The sequence below is a fragment of the Photorhabdus heterorhabditis genome (assembly GCF_018448905.1).
Lineage (GTDB): Bacteria > Pseudomonadota > Gammaproteobacteria > Enterobacterales > Enterobacteriaceae > Photorhabdus > Photorhabdus heterorhabditis.
In genome coordinates, this window is record NZ_RCWA01000045.1 from 13,374 (window position 1) to 31,292 (window position 17,919).

13 protein-coding genes and 1 pseudogene are annotated in these 17,919 nt (G+C 43.8%); 5 read left to right on the forward strand and 9 right to left on the reverse strand.

From position 1 onward, the window contains the following. Positions 1 to 38 precede the first annotated feature (38 nt). From EAE89_RS19670 to EAE89_RS19680, 3 genes are read right to left on the reverse strand one after another with little or no spacing between them, the layout of a single operon-like run. Entirely contained in the window at positions 39 to 1,097 is a 1,059-nt protein-coding gene (locus tag EAE89_RS19670) for a pentapeptide repeat-containing protein (protein WP_054480263.1), read from the reverse strand. Then, a complete protein-coding gene (locus tag EAE89_RS19675; protein WP_214086456.1) occupies positions 1,094 to 3,640 on the reverse strand; it encodes a DUF2169 family type VI secretion system accessory protein in 2,547 nt (848 codons plus the stop codon). The genes EAE89_RS19670 and EAE89_RS19675 overlap by 4 nt, the downstream gene beginning before the upstream one ends. Positions 3,641 to 3,664: 24 nt before the next feature. Continuing rightward, entirely contained in the window at positions 3,665 to 6,166 is a 2,502-nt protein-coding gene (locus EAE89_RS19680; protein WP_214086457.1) for a type VI secretion system Vgr family protein, read from the reverse strand. Positions 6,167 to 6,676: 510 nt separating this feature from the next. Between EAE89_RS19680 and EAE89_RS19685 the strand changes: the two genes are divergently transcribed. Next, complete coding sequence (locus EAE89_RS19685) at positions 6,677 to 7,087, forward strand: hypothetical protein (RefSeq protein ID WP_214086458.1); 411 nt, start codon at positions 6,677 to 6,679, stop codon at positions 7,085 to 7,087. Positions 7,088 to 7,473: 386 nt separating this feature from the next. Here EAE89_RS19685 and EAE89_RS19690 read toward each other — a convergent pair whose 3' ends face one another. The 4 genes from EAE89_RS19690 to EAE89_RS19705 form a co-directional block, all read right to left on the reverse strand. Next, entirely contained in the window at positions 7,474 to 8,397 is a 924-nt protein-coding gene (locus EAE89_RS19690) for a GNAT family N-acetyltransferase (RefSeq protein ID WP_083451942.1), read from the reverse strand. Further along, a complete protein-coding gene (locus EAE89_RS19695; protein ID WP_214086459.1) occupies positions 8,394 to 9,671 on the reverse strand; it encodes a phenylacetate--CoA ligase family protein in 1,278 nt (425 codons plus the stop codon). Before EAE89_RS19695 ends, EAE89_RS19690 begins: the two co-directional genes overlap by 4 nt. 279 nt (positions 9,672 to 9,950) lie before the next feature. Further along, the gene (locus EAE89_RS19700) at positions 9,951 to 12,359 is read right to left on the reverse strand and encodes an acyl-CoA reductase (protein ID WP_214086460.1); all 2,409 of its coding nucleotides are present in this window, start codon (positions 12,357 to 12,359) and stop codon (positions 9,951 to 9,953) included. Between the two features lie 7 nt (positions 12,360 to 12,366). Beyond that, a complete protein-coding gene (locus tag EAE89_RS19705; RefSeq protein WP_214086461.1) occupies positions 12,367 to 13,494 on the reverse strand; it encodes a LuxE/PaaK family acyltransferase in 1,128 nt (375 codons plus the stop codon). A 1,521-nt stretch (positions 13,495 to 15,015) separates the two neighbouring features. Here EAE89_RS19705 and EAE89_RS19710 point away from each other — a divergent pair. After that, the gene (locus EAE89_RS19710; RefSeq protein ID WP_054480271.1) at positions 15,016 to 15,360 is read left to right on the forward strand and encodes a hypothetical protein; all 345 of its coding nucleotides are present in this window, start codon (positions 15,016 to 15,018) and stop codon (positions 15,358 to 15,360) included. 185 nt (positions 15,361 to 15,545) lie between these two features. Here the strand turns inward: EAE89_RS19710 and EAE89_RS19715 are convergent, their stop codons facing one another. Together EAE89_RS19715 and EAE89_RS19720 are read right to left on the reverse strand one after the other, a co-directional pair. Beyond that, positions 15,546 to 16,004 carry a WYL domain-containing protein gene (locus EAE89_RS19715; RefSeq protein WP_214086462.1) on the reverse strand — a complete coding sequence of 153 codons (459 nt, stop codon included), beginning with the start codon at positions 16,002 to 16,004 and terminating at the stop codon, positions 15,546 to 15,548. Between the two features lie 71 nt (positions 16,005 to 16,075). Beyond that, a pseudogene (locus EAE89_RS19720) lies at positions 16,076 to 16,372 on the reverse strand (helix-turn-helix transcriptional regulator); the annotation flags it as partial. Positions 16,373 to 16,703: 331 nt separating this feature from the next. Between EAE89_RS19720 and EAE89_RS19725 the strand changes: the two are divergent. The 3 genes from EAE89_RS19725 to EAE89_RS19735 form a co-directional block, all read left to right on the forward strand. Further along, complete coding sequence (locus EAE89_RS19725; RefSeq protein WP_214086464.1) at positions 16,704 to 17,126, forward strand: SRPBCC family protein; 423 nt, start codon at positions 16,704 to 16,706, stop codon at positions 17,124 to 17,126. Beyond that, on the forward strand, positions 17,123 to 17,596 hold the full coding sequence (locus EAE89_RS19730; RefSeq protein WP_214086465.1) for a MarR family winged helix-turn-helix transcriptional regulator: 474 nt from the start codon (positions 17,123 to 17,125) through the stop codon (positions 17,594 to 17,596). Before EAE89_RS19725 ends, EAE89_RS19730 begins: the two co-directional genes overlap by 4 nt. A 118-nt stretch (positions 17,597 to 17,714) precedes the next feature. Beyond that, the coding region (locus EAE89_RS19735; RefSeq protein WP_214086466.1) for a helix-turn-helix domain-containing protein at positions 17,715 to 17,919 on the forward strand (205 nt) is incomplete at its 3' end.

Sequence of the window (17,919 nt, forward strand, 5' to 3'; positions counted from 1 at the left end):
GACCTCATCACTAGTAAACTTCTGACTTCCGTTAAACGCTAGCTGCGCGCACTCCACATCTCTGCCGCAAACAGTGCTTCATCCTGTTCCAAAATGCCTTGACGATTGGAGAAACGGCTCGCTTGCTGACAGGCCCGATGCATCAGCGTGCGTTTAAAACGCGCCTGACGCAGGTCAGCGTGACTGAGATCAGCCCAACTGAAATCGGCATAGCTCAAATCACAAGCGATAAAAGAGCAGTTATCCGCGTGCGCATAGCGCCACTGACTTTGTACTAATGTGCTGTGAGAGAAATCAGACTGGCTCAAACGGGCAGCAATAAACTGTCCGTGATTGATTTTTGCCTGCCGACACTGTGCTTCACGTAAGTCGCTTTCAATAAACAACGCACCTTCAGCCTGTATCTCATCTAAACAGGCTCCTCGCAGAGATGCGCCTTTAAAACAACTCTGCGTTAATATCGCTTGTCGGAAATTGGCATGATCCAATTGGTTATCGGTAAATTGGCAAGCCTGAAAGGTGAGTCCTTGAAACTGTCCTTCACGTAGATCGCAATGTGCAAACACGACCCGTTCAAAACGGCTATCTGTAAAGGTAATACTGCGCAGATCCATGCCGAACCACGTTAAACTCTGACAACGACAGTTATGTACAGCACCACTGTGAATATCACAGTCGTACAATATGACCTTATCAAGCGTGCTATCGGTAAAACGCACATTATTAAGGTGAGAAACGATGAAATAGCTACTATCAAGCACTGCCTGCTGCAAAGAGAGCTGTTCCAGCTGGCAGTCATTAAATACACAGTTATCCAACTGAGTGCGATCAAAACACGCTTGCGACAAAGTACATTGTTGAAACGAACACCCCTTGATCGTCATGCCCTGAAAGGAGGCATACGATAGCTGACATTGCTGAAATACTGCCTCATCAAGTCTGCAACCACTGAGATCAACACTTTCAAAGACAACATTGACAAACACCATACCAGCCAGATCCCGCCCTGCCAGCAGGTCGTTAGTCAGACAGGTATCTTGAATAATTTCCCCTTGCGCAATCAGCGCACTCAGTTGTTCCGGCGTTAACGTTTTCATACTAAGTCCCCGCCAGCACAAGGTAGAGTTTTGCACTGATCAAGCAGAGCGCCCTGTAACTGAGTATTCACATCAACGCTGGATTGAGAAATATCGGCGCGAAACAGATTAGCACGACGTAAATCTGCCCCGACTAAATGAGCTTTTTGCAATATTGCGCCCATCAGGTTGGCTTCCTGCAAATTACTATTCGTCAACAGGGTTCGGATAAACAGAGAGTTGCTGCCATTAACGGCACGCATTTGGGCAAAACTGAGATTAGCTTCGCTGAAATCACAGTTTTGTAGTACAGCCTCTGAAAAATCAGCGGCTTCGAGGAGTGTGAGGCGAAAGTTACAACTGGTCAGTCGCGCATGCTGGAACAAACCGGAGCGAATATGGGTTTTACCCGTAAAGACACAACTCTCTAAGTGTGCATGCTGGTATTGCGCATGATCGAGTGCGCTATCAAGAAAAGTACAACTATCCATCACCGCATGATTGAAACGTACTGCGGCAAACCCGCCATTGATCACCGTCATACGTGTCAAATGAGCATAACTGAAATCCAGCTCTTCCGGCACCAGCTCCATAAACAGGCAATTTTCCAGCCGCGCCTGAGAGAAATGGCAATGGTAGAGCATGCATTGACGCAACAAAATATCACTCAGAGAAGCCTGGGAGAAATCACACATGACCAGCTCCGCCCGCTCCAACAACACACCACCAAGGCGTGCACCGGTAAAATAGCAATTGTGGCATCGTGCACCGGCCAGTGAGGCATTATCTAAACAGGCCGCATTCAGCGAGGTATTATTCAGTGAGGCATAAGCCAGCATAGCTTCACTCAGATCAGCTTCATCTAGGCAACAATTATCCAGATTGGCATTTTCCAGCAAAGTACGCTGTAAATTAGCCCGACGCAGATCCAAACCAGAAAGATCCGCCCCGGTCAAATCCATATCACTGAGATCGCGTTTTGTTGCCATGCAGGCCATCACGTGACGACGTAGCACCTCCGCTTGTTCACCCTGCAATCTGGCCGCAGGTGGACGCGTATCCGCTGACAACAGATACATCTGATGCAAGCTGCGGTGTGTCTGTTTCAATGTTTCAGGTGTCTGTAATTCTGGCGTTTTTTGCGACTGTTTGTGCAACAGATCCAACATGCGGTAGTAACTTGCCGGGCCAGCCGGGGGAGTGTTGGCTTGTTCCGTTGCTGCATAAGCAGCACTTTTTTTCTGAACACGCTGTTGTATACGTTCTGCCTGCCGCTCCAGACTGGCAACCAGCTCTGGTAATTTATCGGCAGTCAGCGCTTTTTCCTCTTGCAGCGGCAATTCTGTCAGCAGTTGATTGATATCCTGATCTTGTTTCTGACTTCTCGCCTGATGCCGCTGGCGCAAATAGGCTTCACGCCTTGTCATCGTCTCTGCTAATGCACTGGGGGTAACCTGCACATCATTATCTATCCAGGGCGCAATCAGGCTTTCATCCATCAAATCCTTTTCCCTCAGGGTAAAAAGTGCGCCTTTCTCTTTTTCTGCCCGTTGTGTCATCACTTGCTGGTAATGGGGAACGGGACGCTCAGACTGTGCCAACTCCATAGCTACCAACATCTGATGTACATCTGCGGCATCATCTTCATTAATCGGACAGGCACCGTGCCAAATGAGGACCATACGTTCCAAATGAGGCATAAACCATACCGTGGTAGCACGTAAATGGACCTCCTCAAGACGCATTTCCTCACCACGCTGGCGGTTGATAAAACAACGTGCCTGCCAACACGGTAACGTACCCTGTTGCACGGCCTGAGTGGGATGCATATTCCAGATACGCCAACTAGCACCTGACGGCAAACAAGATTGTCCAGTCAACCACTGATCCTGTCCGGCCATATTGAACAGGTGCCAATCGGTATCGCGGGCCAAACCGGGGAATTCATGTGCCAGCCACTGTTTATCATATTTTTTTCCCATCAGGCGGCTACGCTGAGGCCAGCTAAAATCCAATGGTGCGAAACTGGCGGGCGGTACACGCTGATGTACTGAATGCAGCAACTGGTCAGGCAATTCAACATTAGGTAATGGATGCCACAATACGCCATCACGGGTAACCGGTTCATCCCCCTTACCCAACGGGTTTTCTGCCGTACAGTGACCGCCAAAGGCATTTGGCCAATCAAGATGCATCTTCTCAAACGGCTGTGGCGCTGAAGGATGCCCGTTCTGCCAGTAACGATCACCAAACACCATCAGGCTTTTTTCTTTATCAGCAACCTGAATCCTCGCTATACAAGCCTCTTTTTGCGACTGATGATTCGTCCAAGCGTAACCAGAAGCAAAGAATTCGGCACAAGGCTTGGGGATGGAAAGATCCAATACTCCGCCGGTACTTTGCAACTCTTGTGCAACCAGTTGCCATAGCTCCGGTTCTGGCCTGATTTGTGGCGAATCACCCATATCGGTCAGCGCCATCACCGTGACGCCCAGATAGTTTTGCTGCTGCCAGCGCCACGGACGATGTAAGACCCCCAATCGCAGAGGTTTCATGATTTTCATCACCGATTCTCCTGTCTTGGTATGTCAGATAAAAATACTTAAGCCACTGAGACTCAGACTCAGTGCTACCGCATTGATATTTATCTGTCCCAAGCTAAGGTTGAGGGTATTGGTTGACATATGGAGCGTGGTATTACCGATGTTCAGCATATTATTTGACATCACCACCCCCTCATTTTTCATAGCAATAGAGGAGTTGGTGTAATTGAGCATGTTGACACTCTCCGTCGTACCACAAACAGTTAAGGTATTGCCGGCATGGGTTTCTATGTGACCCTCAATCTTATGCTCCATATCTTTTGTTTCGATGCACACCTTACCGCCACAATTAAGATGAGCGTCGGCATCTGCCTGAATTTTCAGGTCATCTTTAACATGTTCTTGCCAGCTACCCTCAATACTTCGCGTTACTGCGCCCTTAATTTCTACTTTCTGATCTTTATCCACGCATCTGCTATCAACACCGTTGATCTCGACACTGACTCCCTTCTTGTAAATCACTGAGGTTGGAATTTTCTGTTGCTGTTGCTGCTCCGATGCTTTCTGATCCGCGATTTCCTCTGGTGTCAGCCCCTGTAATGTCATCAGCTTCTTCTGTGCCTGATTATTGAGATCGCTGCTTTCTTTGTTGAGATACAGGCTGTCGCCGTAGATGATTTGTTTACCCGCATCGAACAGAATATTGCCCCGTGCATGATAGCTGATGTTTTCCCCAGCATGCTGGCTAATACTCTGACTGACCTGTGTCTCTGATTTACCGTGGATACGTTCATACCTGCCACCCGCAATAAAATCTGCGCGTCCACCGACACCGATAACGGCAGTTTTCCCTAACAGGAAGGTTTGAATATCTGGCATCGTTTTCAGAGTGTTGCACATACCATAATGCTTGAAATGGGTTTCGCCTTTTATCTCCTGAGCTAAAGCACCATCAACAGTAATATTTTTATCGTGCTCAACCGAAATATTCATGTCACGTTCAGCGTGCATAGTGAATGACTCACGCCCAGGAGCATCTTCGAGAAACAGAAAACTGGCATTTTCTACTCCGCCCTTCTTACTGCGGCTCATAAAACCCATCCGAGTCGCATCATCGGGTAACTGCCAAGGCGGCATACACTCTTCGTTATACACCCGCCCAGTTACCAGCGGGCGATCGGGATCACCGTTAATAAAATCAACCACCACCTCTTCACCGATGCGTGGGATTTGTAAGCTGCCATATTTCCAACCCGCCCAACTACTGGAAACACGCACCCAGCAAGAACTGCGATCATCTGGCTGACTGTATCTGTCCCAACGGAATTTCAATTTGACGCGACCATATTTGTCGGTCCAGATGCTTTCTCCTGCCGGACCCGTAACTTCCGCCGTTTGGGGGCCACAGGTTTTCGGCCAAGGCGTTATCCGCTGTGGACGCCAGACAATATCAGCCGGCACCGTGCGGAAGGTGGCCTGAAATGGCCCTTTATCCTGATGACACTTATCCAATTCGTCATACAGCGTACAGTCATACAATTCATACTCCACATGTGTGACAAGAAAAGCGTCTGAATCCGATGGAAAAGGGCTATTTTGCAGGGTAAAACGACTTCCCGGCGCCACTCCGCGCGCCGTGGTATTGCCATACATCTGTTGTTGCTGCGCTTTAAATGCCTGTTGACGAATTTGCGCATAAAATTGACCGTGCTGATTGTCGATATAACGTCCCGGCCATTCGAAAACATCAGCCTTATTAGCTGCAAACGATGCTGGATTACGACATACCTCTAATAAATGCGCCCGTGGTTTACGGAAATCATAATCATCTAACGTGTAAACGCGAGGCGTAATTTCTTGTGCCGTATTCCAACAAGTAATACCTTCATGATGATCAACCACACCCGGTTGCGCAGCTAAATAACGAATTTGAGCATAAGCATCATTAAATGGCCGATGTGCATTCGGGGAATCAGCCAGAATTAGAGTATGCCCCTCTTTCTGATGACTGAAATAATAATAAATACCTTCATGCTCCATTAATCGACTAATAAAGTCGAAATCACTCTCCTGATATTGAACGCAGTACTCCCATTGACGATAATGGCTACTGAGACGGTTTTCAATATTGATATTATATTTTGCAAGCAGACCAGCAATAATATCCGGCACGCTCTGTCCCTGCCAAATATGACAATCACGGTTCTGCGTCAAATACCAGAGAGAAGGATGTAAGGTGAAGATATATAATTTATCCTTTCCTTCCTGCAAATAATGTCCAGCATATTCAATACGTGTAATATTACCATGCAAGAAACGGCAACCACCCTGTATCAATGGTATCTCCAGAGATATTCCCTTACCCAACAATGATTTCATATCGAGATCATTACATGGACAAAGAAACTCCACTTTAAACTGATACAATTGCGATAACGATTCGCTACCCGTTAATTTTCTGAAACGCAATTTATCGCCATTAGGAATATTACGCGGTATATTCGCAATAATGCGGACATCTGTACGATAATCGGATGTATGACTCATCATAATCTTCTCCAATAAAACAGGCCCGTCTTACCATCAATGGGCGTCGCTCGCGCTGATATCTCAGGCGATAATAAGCGATACAGACCCGAGCAGAACATCAGGTAATAACATGAGATTTATTTTTCAACTTTCAACGCTTAGTTTTTTTACAGATAACACCGTTATCAGGTATTCAACGGATTGAGACAGATGCGCAATATACTGATATTAACCACTGACATTTGATATTGGTAAATCAGGGAGCTACCTGATTACCCGCACAGTATTACCAAAGCACAGTAGTGACAAATATGGAGAGAAAATATGTTTCGTAAGAAATCAAAAAGATCAACGAGATCGATAACATCGAATCAAAACTCAACGCGGTCATTTTATTATGACAGCCCGGCATTATTCGACGACCCAGCGAGTCTTTTATGTCCAGAATATTACTGGTTTCTGGCAGATTTACCAGATCAATTACAAACCGAATTGGCAAAGTTACACCAAGAAGAATAAGGAGCAAGAATGAAGCGGCTATCCATCATCAGCGCTTGCGAAATGACACGTAAGGCATTTTTATACTTGCTAACACCGCACGTCGACGTACTCCATACATATTCATCACCATCAGAATTTGCAGCCGCCAAAGCAGCCGCCAAAGACGAACCGTATGGTTTTATATTATTGGATATCTACAACCTTAACCGGGAATGGTTAAGTGAGATAGCTGAGTTTTACCAGCAACATCATTGGTTATCTGACTGGCATCTTGGCTTGTTAATTGATCCCTCATATGCAACCAACCGGATAATAACGGAGTGGCCAGGTACTCGCAAAGTATTTAATCTAAAACAACCTGTACAGGCATTATATGATGAATGTCTCGCGTGGATACAAGAAAACGATGACTGCCAAACGCCGAGGCATGGGCGCTAAAACGATATATATAGAGCAATACAGTGGTTTGAATGGTGACAGAGATAATTTGAGTGTCTTTAAATAATGCTATCTGGATTATTTTTACCTGGGAAATCTATTATTGCAGAGAGAAGTTATATAATAATAAATTTCTTATAATCTCGACTTCGTTATATTGAACAATCACATATAATATAAAATTCACTTCAAAAAAGTGTCATTAGCAATATATTAAAATAGACATCAGGGTATCGCATTGCAGAATAATAGATTACCTGTAAAGAAACATTCCGAGCGAAAGACACAAAAAAACCTACTGCCAAAAAGTAGGTTTGTGATTAATCTGTCAGCCCCTTTAAGCTTTAACAGATTTCGCTAAATCATTTCCGGTCATGGCTGACAGACTATCCAACGGCGCAGGCAAACATACTTTGCTGGTGCAGACTACGGGCAAGCTGACAACTTAGGCTCAATTCTTTCCTACTATGCCCCCGAACTAGCAAAGCCTCCCAACGATGATGATGACCGGGTACAAAACCAGTACAAGCAAACCCCGCCTGTTGCAAAATTTGCATAGCCTGAAGAGTGCCCTCCCCTACCGGAAGTTTCACATAGACCAATTTGCTAGCCGGTAGCTCTGCCACCTCTTTTATCCGCTCAGTTGTCTGTTTTTCTATCCACACTTCCAACCTTTGACCATGACTAGTCATGCTGATCTCTGCCTCAACTGCCTCCTCCGGTTTTAGAGGCTCCTGACCAAATACTTGAGTCACCGATTTCAACCACTTTTGCCAACCTGAAGGCCAGTGTAATTCAGGAAAGGGCCAACTTTGTAACGGCAGGCAACCCAAGACTATGCTTTCAGGATACGTTTGATCAAATGGTGATGTTACATAGTCCGGCAGCAGGCCGGTAGTGTGAAAGCCCAAGCTTTGGGCTAAACGCTGGCTGTGATTATGTGACGATACCTGCTTGATAGTCAGTATACTCAAGCCCATTTCTCTAGCCTGATCGCACAAATATTGCCCCAATGCAGTAGCGATACCCTGACCACGTATCTGTGGATGTACCGCGATAAGCGCGAGTTCAGCGCTTAACGGACAACGATCATTCCGCCATAGTGCCGCATGTCCCAACACTTGGTCATCCTGTACTGCAACGGCAGAATACCAATGTTTTGCCGCATTATAGCGGCCAAGCATAGTTGGCAAATAAACTTCCGGGTAGACATAATCTTCGCCATAGACCACCCGGAATAAGGCGCTGACACCGGTGGAGTCCTCTTCCCGGAATAATCGAATCAATGGCATCACTGGATTTATGCTCATGCTGCCTTCTCTTCAACACAATAACCACGATGATCAACCACACGCATCAGCTTACCGGAGCGTGGATGAGTCAGCATATTTTCGAGAGCACAGTCAACCACTTCGACATATAGTCCCCCTTGACAACATAGCTTGGCTATCGCAGGTTGCGCTGCCAGAAGTGCCTGATGGATTGATACTGTAGATGTAGATAATGTTGATGATTGATCTCTGGCTAACAGTAGTTTTATCTTATCTATACCATCCTGACGGCTCAGCAATAACTGCCAGGCAAGTATTCCTGCTTGCTGTTGCAGTAAATGAGCAATTTGGTCTGGAAAAAGAGACAAAGTAGACACTCGAACTCGATGAGCACTTCCCGCTCGTCCCTGCAAAACGAATTTACAATGCGGCTTCCCAGGTGCCTCACACCAACAAGCCATATCACCCGTAGGGTAACGGATAACCGGCATCAGGCACCGTTGCAAGTTGGTAACAACTAACAGGCCATTCTGCCCAGGTACGGTAATAGGCTGACCACTAGATTCATCAATAATTTCGACAATCGTCTCAGTATCAAAAACTCGATGTTCTCCGTGACAGCAATCTGGAGCCGCAGCCCCAATGAGGCCAGCATCAACACTGGCACAACCGATTGAGCCAATACGTGCATTAGGGAACACAGTACTCAGCAATGTTAGTTGTTCCGTAAACAGGCTTTCACCACCGTACAACAGGCGTTCAATATTAGGCATGGATTGGTCAAGCTGTTGCAAAGTGCTGGCAAAACGTAGCAATTGCACAGGCACTCCGGCCAGAACGTTGATGCCCAGACTGACAACAGCGTCAGCCAATGCCTGATCATCAACTGAACAAGTGAACGGATACTCTACCACTGGCACCGGTGAGTAGGACAAAGCGCCATGAATAAACAACAAACTAGTATATAGATCACCGGCAAAAAATAGATTAGCAACACGGTCACCGGGCTGTAGTTGCTGCGCCAATCCCTGACCAAATGCCCGCACAAAAGCACGCCATTCGTCACAACTGAACACCGACAACCTTCCCTCACTGGTAGAGCCACCGGTTTTGAAAACATGACCGCCGTTGATAGGGCCGGTCAATACCGGCCAGTTTTCCAATGGTTGCGACTGCTGCCAGTAATTAGCAGGATCGATTAATGGCAAATCAGTCAGCGTCCAGCCGGAACGAGGCAAATCACGGTAAAGATCCCGAAAGAAGGGCGCATGATCGCGGGCATATTCAACCAGATCGTGTAATGGTAATGTCATGATTTATTCAACAAATAATATTATACCTGTTATCTTTCAAGTTGCCTCTTTGTTGGCTGCTCTCACTCACCCCGGTCACAGAGTTATCTATACCCTTCATCTTTCAAGCTGCTGCTTTGTTGGCTACGTTCACTTACCCCAGTCACATCGTTATCTATGCTCCTGGGGATGCGTTCTCTTGCCGCCGCACTGCAACTTGAAATCTATTGGGTATATGCTCCCGGGGATTCGCTCCCTGGCCGTCGCGATGCATCTTGAAATCTATTGGGTATATTGGTCTCAGAGTCGGTAATCCAGCACTAGCGGCGTTTTGCCACTTTGCGGATGATGACGGAATTGCCCAATTGGCGTAGGAATAACGTTCAGTTGCAATAATCCACCGCTGACAACTTGATTTAGCATCCTACTATGTTGTAGCAGATGCATACGCACCTGATCAGCATCCCCATCGGCTAATATATGGATATACTCATAACCATCAGATTTTCCTCCTACCAACCATTGCACTGGAAACGCCAACCCAGCTGATAATTCTGTCGGATTCAGGAAAATAGAACCTACCCGTATCAATGCACCATGACGCCCCTCCAGTTTAAAACGTGGAGCTGGCAATCCGCAGGAACAGGAACCCGGCAGCCAGTGACCTAAATCACCTAAATCGTAACGCTGAATCAACTGTCCTTCCCGCGCCAGAGGGGTGAACACCAATCGACCTGTCTCACCGTTCGGGACAGGCTGATCACTGTCCAGAGCCAATATTTCCAACCACTGAATGCCAGATAACAGATGGAATTCTCCACCGTGGCAACAGGTACAAGCATGACCCAATGGACCCGCATCCACTGACCCGTAAATTGCCGAGCGGATCACCTGTACACCAAAACTAGACAGAAACTGACGCCGATCCTCGCTAATATGCTCACCGCCAGTAAAGACTTTGCGTACACCACCATAAGCACGCAACGCGGCTTCTTCACATTCAAACAATTGGTGTATAGTGCTTGGCATCCCCACCAGCGTATTGACCCCCTGAGTGACAATAAAATGCCTGATTTGGCTAAAATCATCGTCTAGCGGACCACCCATCGGGTAATGCGGCACAGATAATTTATCCAAGATAGTGAAAAAACTGAGCATACCGCCATAAAGATTACCGCCATACAGCAAATTCATTACCCGATCCTGAGCCGGGTCCAAACCAGCGGAAAACAAGCCATCTGCCGCAGCCTGCATCTGGCTGTGATAATCTCTGTGGCTGAACCCTGCCAGTTTGGGGGCACCGCTACTGCCACCACTGCGGAAAAACAACTGTGCTTTCTCAGTGACACCATTTTGCTGAAACTTGGCTTTATCCATCACGGGAATCCCGGTCAATTCTGGCGGATTAACCCACAATTTATCCAATGAGACATGGCCCGGTAGTTGCTCAGCTTTCAAGCTGACAGAAACACGTCGTGCAAGCCGAGTCAATGCATAAACACCATCATGTGGTTCGCCTTCATAGCCATCGTGCATAGCGCCAACCTGACATATGCGAGTCACTCCAGCGGTCAGCAACTGGCGACTAAGCATCGTCAATTCATCCGTTCTGACTATCAGACCACAGCTTTGTAAATAGGGGCGCCACGGCAACAAAATTTCTACTAATTTTGCCCGCGGTGCTGGACGAATTTGCAAAGTACGGTATAACGGTGATGACACCAACTCCTGCCTCTGTATCCAGGCTACCCGCCATCCTTCCCCCTGTTCTACCGAACCCGTCAGACCAGCAAAAGCTTGGTCCAACTGCAAAAACGCCATCTGACTGCTGATTTCAGCCGCTGCTTGTATATCGGGCTGTAACGCTGACCATACTGGCGCCCGCCGAGCCAAGGCAGTAGCCATAGCACTCGCCACCTCCCGCAAAACGTTCTCGTCAGTGCTGTCTACCAACAAACACTGTGGGCTGGAACACGCCTGCTGATCAAAACGGCAAATATCATCAGCTAACGCATCGTAATCAGCACTCCTGGCAGCTACCGGATCAAGATAGGCAAAACTGATACGATGTCCCCAGTCTATCCAACGGCAACCGGGCCGCAATTGGCTACGGATAGCGGTCAATGCGGCATTACTGCCCCAAGCTGAAACCGCATCAGCACAATCCAGTAACTCTGACAATTGATCAGACGGTAAAGGCAATACAGATACATAAGACGCTAACTTACCGCTAAGATCATGACGCAAAAATTCCGCCAGCATTTGCGCATTAAGACCGCGATCACTGCTACTAGGACGCAACCAGTTGACATTACCAACCAGCAAACTTTCCAGCACCGCCATAAATGGCAGCAACGGAGCATTGGCTGGCGTGATGTGCACCACTAATCCTAAAGGTTGCCAAGTTTCAAAGCGCGGCTGTGTATAATCAAAACGGCGCAAGGAAAACGGCTGTTCTCCCAACTCGTGTCGCAACTTTGCTTCCAGTGAATCACGATGACAAAAACTGCGTAAAGTATTGATTATGGCAGTATCCAGCCCAAGTTTAGCCGCGACAGTATCGAGACTGTCGGCAAAGCGCCCAGCGCATTCCAATACCTGTTGTACGTTTGGGGGACAAGCCAGCGTCTCAGCAAGATTACTTTTAACTTCAGCCAGTACAGCAGCAGGTTCCAAGTCAGAGATAACCTTGCCATTAATTAAATACATTTCAGGACTACTCCTTTATCAACTCAGAAGCGGCAATCGCACAACTGCGACTTTTACTTGTACCTGCACGCCCCAGTAACTCAAACCAATCGGTAGCCAATCCACAACCACATTCAGCAGCTGGATGCAGCACAGCCAAATCATTTACCACGATACTGTGGGCTGGACTGGAAGTGATATAAGGTGATATCAGATGCAAAAAGCCGGGCTTACCATAGGATTGGACTGCCATACTGGCCGTATCACGAACATAAGCACGAGCATAAACCGGCACATGAAAATGATGATTTCGGCACTCAACATAAGGCACCGGATGTTCAACCGAGCCATAACCATCCCGGCAACGCTCATCAGGAATACCCAGTTGTTCTCCTAAACGCTGGTATAGCAAAGATCTTGGAATCTCTTTATCGACGTGCGTTTTCCAGCCACCACCTAAAAATACTAATGACTCAGGATGCAGCTGCATCGGAGGCAAACCCATTTCCCGCATCCGCTCCAGTGCAAACCAAAGGAATGCTGGAAAACCCAGCATACGTACTGGCAGCCCTTGCGCCGCAAACTCCTGTAAAGATCGGATCACACCAAATGGATCAAATTCATTGCCTTTTCCGTTATGGCGCAATGCATAACAGACTTGCGCCACTGGTGCATATTTACACAGATACTGATCGGTATAAGCGGTTCCCAGAGTAATTGTTCCGGCAGGTTCATAACTCAGCAGCAAATAATTGCAGGGCTGTTGTGGCGTATGCCAACCGTAATACTCGAAAATACGTTCAACCATATTCTGAGCGGCACTGATACTACGTGCATCGTAACGCATACGGCTTTTTTGACCTGTTGTCCCGGATGAGGTTAATTCCAGCGCATCCTTACCGGAAGTACTGAGCAACAATTGCTGTTTGAAATAATTAGCGAAAATGGGTGGCAAACGCGACCAATCGTTCAGTTTCTCTAGTTTTTGAACGTCAAAGCCGCCTGCTTTCAGCCACGGGTAATAACCGGGAGTGTTTTCACAATGGAACAACGTCAGTTCAAGCATGGCCGCATCAAACAGTCGATCGCAATCACTATCGGTACGATAAGGGTGATCAAGTGCACAAAGAGCGTCAACATAAGCAAGAGAAGTCAAAAGTCATCTCCAGAAAAAAAGAAAAAAGGGCATTTACTCCCTTAAAATAATAAGCAAGCAGTTTCACCAGCCAGCAGGTAAAAACCCAAATAGCCAAACAAAAAAATCATTGCATAGTGAACACAACTACTTAACCAAATGAAAATAAACCAGTGCATATTAACCAAATGAAAATAAACCAGTGCATAGGGAAAACTAACATTTAAGCTTGTTAATTCCTTGTAAACAAAACAATAAAAACACAACAATTATGATTAAATATACCCAATAGATTTCAAGTTGCAGTGCGGCGGCAAGTGAACGAATCCCCGGGAGCATAGATAACGATGTGACCGGGGTGAGTGAGTGCAGCCAACAAAGCAGCAGCTTGAAAGATGAAGGGTATAGAGGTCAATGTAATAACAAATCTCTCATTAATAACTTTATCATCGAATCTAATCATAATTATATATACGCTAATAACTTGAAAAATAGTTCTCAATAACTACATCAGGCATGGTTTACGATCAAGAATTAACATTTAAGAAACAAATAGAATTTTAAAATTGCTATTATATTCATACATAATTAATAACTGGCATAATAGTTAATGTCGTTACTTTTCTATTTCGGAAATTTTCTCAATAAAAAACACCCTGACTAAAAATATAACCATTAAACTCAGGAGAACAAGAATTTTATATTTAACAATTGCATCACTTCAATACCGGGTAATAACGAAAACATCATATCCCCTTCATCTTTCAAGCTGCTGCTTTGTTGGCTGCGTTCACTTACCGCCACCCTGCAACTTGAAATCTATTGGGTATATGCTCCCGGGGATTCGCTCCCTTGCCGTCGCGATGCATCTTGAAATCTATTGGGTATAACAACATTGACAATGCCAAAAAAGCAAGCAACCCATGATGCTGTCAATACAAAAAATCTATTTGATAAACATAAAATCCCTTTAAAAAAAGCCTATTAGAAAAACAAAAACATATCCCTATACATACGATAGAAACTAGTTTTAATATTATTAATTTCCTTACTTAATTAATTATTCACGTTAATATGCATTAATTAACATAACTCCTGACAAGAAATAAAATACTCTTCAATAACAATCAAGTAAGAATTATTATAAGTTATACCATATATAATTACATTTCAATAAAAAATCACAAAGTTTTACTGTGGTAAAATCGCAATAATACACAATATACAACTAACATATTAAATATTGTTACTATTTACCATTTTATTTACACTGTTTTATATATAATTACAAGTATACCCTTCATCCTTCAAATTGCTGCTTTGTTGGCTGCGTTCACTTACCCCAGTCACATCGTTATCTATGCTCCTGGGGATGAGTTCTCTTGCCGCCGCGCTGCAAATTGAAATCTATTGGGTATATTTCTACTATACTTCTTACTGTAGTTATTGCATTAACAGCCATAAAAATAGAAGTTATAGAGATATAATAGCGATTTTCATCATGGTCACTAATTTTATCTATTTATTTATCAGGAGTATAAGATGAAAGAAACTGAAAAAAAAGAAAAGGGTGAAATGCTTGATAGTAACGATCATTTCTTTTTTGTTGTTAATCTAACAAACGAAAATTTAAGGGGTCAGGTGATTTGGAGTAACTCTGAAAATACCAGTGCTCTTGATGTCAGCGGGTTAAGACCGGGAACGGCTTCGCTTCTTCAAGGGTTCTACCCAGCTAGTTGGAAAACTGATTATTGGCAATGGACTGAAAGAGGAAGAAAATATCAATTAGATTGCTATGGTAGCGATATATATGTCTTGGTTGTCATTAGCTACTATGGCATTAGTGTATTACCCACTGCAACCAGCCCTGATACATGGGGATGGTAATTCATCTTCCACATGATTATTTATTCAATGTAGAATTAATCATGTGGAAAATATAAATAGTAGACTCTACCTTAAAATATAAATCGAAGCCGGAGAAACAGTATATTATGATAAAATCATAATCTTTGTTGAACTGGCTTGAAGTTTTATATTCTCGAGTTTCAATCCTCCTCCATACCTCTGACTCAAGGTAACTCAATTTCAGATATTCCCTCCTCCTCTCTCCATCTCTTTAGCAATAATATCCGATCTTGTATATACTTTTCCGATAATACGTTTAGTTCTTTTATCTTTTCCACCTGTAGTTTAATGAATGTATGATTAAACTCACACCAAGAAACTAAAAAGAATTTTTTATTAAATAAAATCGACAAAGGACAGATTGTTTTTACTATGAATGTATTATTTAAATCAAGGAAAGTTATTGTTATCTTTGACTTATGATATATTGCTTTTCTGACATCAGATAATATCAAATGATTATCAGTAATTTTACTGCAACTTTCTGTCTTCACAGTCATTGGCGAAAAATGTAGCTGATCACGTTGTTTTTCAGGAAGTACTGCTGCAAGCTTAGATATAAAACTATACCCGTCATCTTTCAAGTTGCTTCTTTGTTGGCTGCACTCACTCACCCCGGTCACATAGTTATCTATGCTCCCGGGGATTCGCTCCCTTGCCGCCGCGATGCATCTTGAAATCTATTGGGTATATAAGCAGATTTAGCAAGAACAACATCATTTTGTTCGATAACCCATTTGTTACCTAAAACTAAAGCATCAATTTCATCTATAGTAAACATCAAAGGAGGCAACAAAAAACCCGGTCGCAATATATAACCTAAACCAGGCTCACCTTCTATATTGGCTCCCTGGCTATTTAATAAAGCAATATCTCGATAAACAGTTCGTAAACTTATATTTAAATCATTAGCCAATAGCTTACCACTGACAGGATATCTTCTTTGCCTCAAGTATTGCAGTAATGCCATAAGTCTTTCAGTTCTTGACATTTCTATATTCCTTATTTTAATAAAAAAATCAAATAGAGAAAACTTCTCTATAAACCCATAAACTAAAAATTTTATAATTCAATAAAGATCCAACTGTCTGGATTAGCGAAAATATTATTTCCAACTCACACAACTATCCCGCCCTGTGAAAAGTGAACGATCGACACACTGCACTAAAACAGGATAAAGGTAAGCGCCAAATATCAAACATAGAGAAAACATTCAAAAATCTAATATATCACTAGTCAGTACAAAAAATGATTGCACATTTAATAATATAACTTATAATAAGTGAACTTACTATATATTTAATGATACAGGAGAACTTTAGATGTTAACATCAAGCTTCATGCTACCAGTCAATGCTTCAGCAGAGAAAATATGGCCTTATTATTCAGATATTTCGCTTCGTAATGTCTGGGAAGATGATTTAGAAAGCATCACATTAGAAGGTGATTTTATTACTCATAACAAAGGGGTAATGAAATTAAAAGATATGCCGCCAATGGGGTTTACCTTAACTTCAGTTGAAGAAAATAAGCATTTTTGGGATGAAACGATTGTTCCTGATTTAGGTTCAATTTGTTTTGGGCACGAGATTCTTAACATCGAAGAACAATTATATATAAAACATACAGTTGTATTCACTAAAGAAAAAGGTGAAATTGAAAAAGATGATATCGAGTTTTTTAAGCAGTTAATAAGTGATACACCAGATGCCGTCTGGGCAATTAAACAGGCTGTTGAAGCTTGAGTTTTCCTTCTTCGTTTAAAGATAATGCTGATGAATCAATCGGGTTGTTATTTATTAAGGTTTACAATATCTGGCACTCCGAGATTAAATCAGCATTAGAATCTATTAACATTACGCATCCTCAATTCATCATATTGACAGTATTGGGGTATTTAGAACAATCCCTGGAGCACGTTACTCAGAAAAAAATATCAGAATTTTCTGATATTGATGTCATGACGGTTTCACAAATAGTCGGTCTTCTGGAAAAAAAGAAACTCTTAGAGCGTCGGATACATCCGACAGACTCCCGAGCCAAATCAGTAATATTGTTAGATAAAGGTAAAGCTACTCTAAAAATAGCAGTACCTTTGGTAGAGCAAATTGATAAAAAATTCTTCCAGATATTAGGTGATGATGAAATTTCCATGAAGAAATACTTAAAAAAATTGTTAGAAACAAAATCAAAGCTACATCATAAGAATGTATAACTTGATTATTCACTCTTATCAATAAATTAATTTGGCGGATTCGACTAATAAGTGCAATTTTTCAGAAGGGCGGTCAGTTGCTATAGTAGGCATCTTTCTCGCCAAAGGAAAATGCACTATGGCCTATACACAACTGACCGAAACAGAAAGATACCCGATTTCCAGTTTAAAAGAAGCGGGTTTTTCACAGCTTTTTATTGCGGAGTCACTTAAGCGAAGTCCATCGACCATCAGCAGAGAATTGAAGAGAAATCAAGAAGTCCAGACATACTGCCCTGAACAGGCTCATTTGAAGGTATTGGTGCGTCGTCATTTTGCTAAGA

Excerpts from the sequence above, each read along its gene's own strand:
- EAE89_RS19675 (WP_214086456.1), bottom strand. The coding sequence starts at position 3,640 with ATGAAAATCATGAAACCTCTGCGATTGGGGGTCTTACATCGTCCGTGG.
- EAE89_RS19700 (WP_214086460.1), bottom strand. The coding sequence starts at position 12,359 with ATGTATTTAATTAATGGCAAGGTTATCTCTGACTTGGAACCTGCTGCT.
- EAE89_RS19680 (WP_214086457.1), bottom strand. The coding sequence starts at position 6,166 with ATGAGTCATACATCCGATTATCGTACAGATGTCCGCATTATTGCGAAT.
- EAE89_RS19695 (WP_214086459.1), bottom strand. The coding sequence starts at position 9,671 with ATGACATTACCATTACACGATCTGGTTGAATATGCCCGCGATCATGCG.
- EAE89_RS19690 (WP_083451942.1), bottom strand. The coding sequence starts at position 8,397 with ATGAGCATAAATCCAGTGATGCCATTGATTCGATTATTCCGGGAAGAG.
- EAE89_RS19685 (WP_214086458.1), top strand. The coding sequence starts at position 6,677 with ATGAAGCGGCTATCCATCATCAGCGCTTGCGAAATGACACGTAAGGCA.
- EAE89_RS19725 (WP_214086464.1), top strand. The coding sequence starts at position 16,704 with ATGTTAACATCAAGCTTCATGCTACCAGTCAATGCTTCAGCAGAGAAA.
- EAE89_RS19710 (WP_054480271.1), top strand. The coding sequence starts at position 15,016 with ATGAAAGAAACTGAAAAAAAAGAAAAGGGTGAAATGCTTGATAGTAAC.
- EAE89_RS19670 (WP_054480263.1), bottom strand. The coding sequence starts at position 1,097 with ATGAAAACGTTAACGCCGGAACAACTGAGTGCGCTGATTGCGCAAGGG.